Here is a 1,313-nt window from a genome sequence, read left to right as displayed (position 1 = left end):
TGATCTGGCCCCCGTTTCGCCGGACGGATTTAAGCGGTTGCAGAAACCAGTGCGCGATGCTCGCGCGGCGAACGCATTTTGAGTCCTGAGTGCGGGTGGTTGTCGTTGTAGTCCTCGATCCATCTGGCCAGCGATGTCAACGCGGTGAGCGCATCGGGCAGAGGCGAGACGCGGACGTAATCGCGTTTGAGCGTGTGCACGAAGGCCTCGGAGATGCCGTTGGACTGCGGGCTGCGGACAGGCGTGAAGCAGGGCTTGAGCCCGAGCTGCCGGGCAAAGGTGCGCGTCTCGCGAGCGGTATACGCCGAGCCGTTGTCGGACAGCATCTCGACCGGCGTGATCGCACGTATGCCGCCGAAGCGGGTTTCCACGGCTTCCAGCATGATGTCGCGTATGTGCGAGCCGCTGATGCCGGCGTTGGCGACGGCGGCAAAGGCGATGATCTCGCGGTCGTGGGCGTCGATGATGAAAGCGCCGCGCACGACCTCGCCGTTCCAGCAGGTGAACTCAAAGCCGTCCGAGCACCAGCGCAGGTTGGAGCGGATCGCCACCACGACGCCCTCATGCCCGTAGTCGGGCCGCTCGGTGTAGCGCCGCGCTAGCAGCAGGCGGTCCGCCGCCATAATGCGGTAGACCCGTTTGTGGTTGGCCGACGCCAGCCCTTCGGTGCGAAGCTGTCGATTGAGGACCGCCGCGATGCGGCGGTAGCCGTATGTTGGCCGCTGCGCGGCGATCTGGCGGATACGGGGCAGCAGATCTGCGTCCCCGGCCTTGGTGTAGGACCCACGCGTCCTGGTGCGACCGGTCAGGCGGTCGTACACCGTCGAGCGCCCGACGCCGAGCGTGCTGGCGACCAGGCTCACCGGATAGTCTCCGGCAGCGGCGAGTGCATGAGCAAGCTCGCTTTTTTTGGGCGCGAGCGCTCCAGCGCCTCCTTGAGGATCTCGACCTCCAGCGTCTTGCGGCCAAGCTGGCGCTCCAGTTCGCGGATGCGGTTGTCCATCTCGCGGACCTGGCGGTTGCTGGTCACGTCATCGTCGCCGGCAACCGCGACGCTTCCGCCTTCCAGCATTAACCGCCGCCAGCGGTACAGCAGGTTCGGCGCCACGCCATTGCGGCGCGCCACCACTGAGATGCTCTCGCGACCATCGAGCGTCTCCTCGACGATCCTCAGCTTCTCGGTAGCACCCCAGTGACGACGACGACCGCCGTCGGTGATGATCTCGGACACGGACATAAGCCTATGCTCAGGGGATAGCCCCAAGCCTCCTTCATAGGCTTAAATCCGTCCGGTCAAAACAGGGGCCAGCTCA

1 protein-coding gene is annotated in these 1,313 nt (G+C 65.3%); it reads right to left on the bottom strand.

All coding sequences use genetic code 11. The features are described 5' to 3' along the window. Positions 1 to 29: 29 nt before the first annotated feature. A protein-coding gene (locus ACH0BU_RS18085; RefSeq protein WP_285139518.1) for an IS3 family transposase occupies positions 30 to 1,237 on the bottom strand; the annotation gives its coding sequence in 2 pieces (ribosomal slippage) (positions 30 to 913 and positions 913 to 1,237; 1,209 coding nt in all). Positions 1,238 to 1,313 lie beyond the last annotated feature (76 nt).

The sequence above is a fragment of the Sphingomonas olei genome, assembly GCF_045369765.1.
Classification (GTDB): domain Bacteria; phylum Pseudomonadota; class Alphaproteobacteria; order Sphingomonadales; family Sphingomonadaceae; genus Sphingomonas; species Sphingomonas panaciterrae.
Note: the sequence above shows the minus strand (reverse complement) of the source record. Positions and strands in the feature narration are given on the sequence as shown.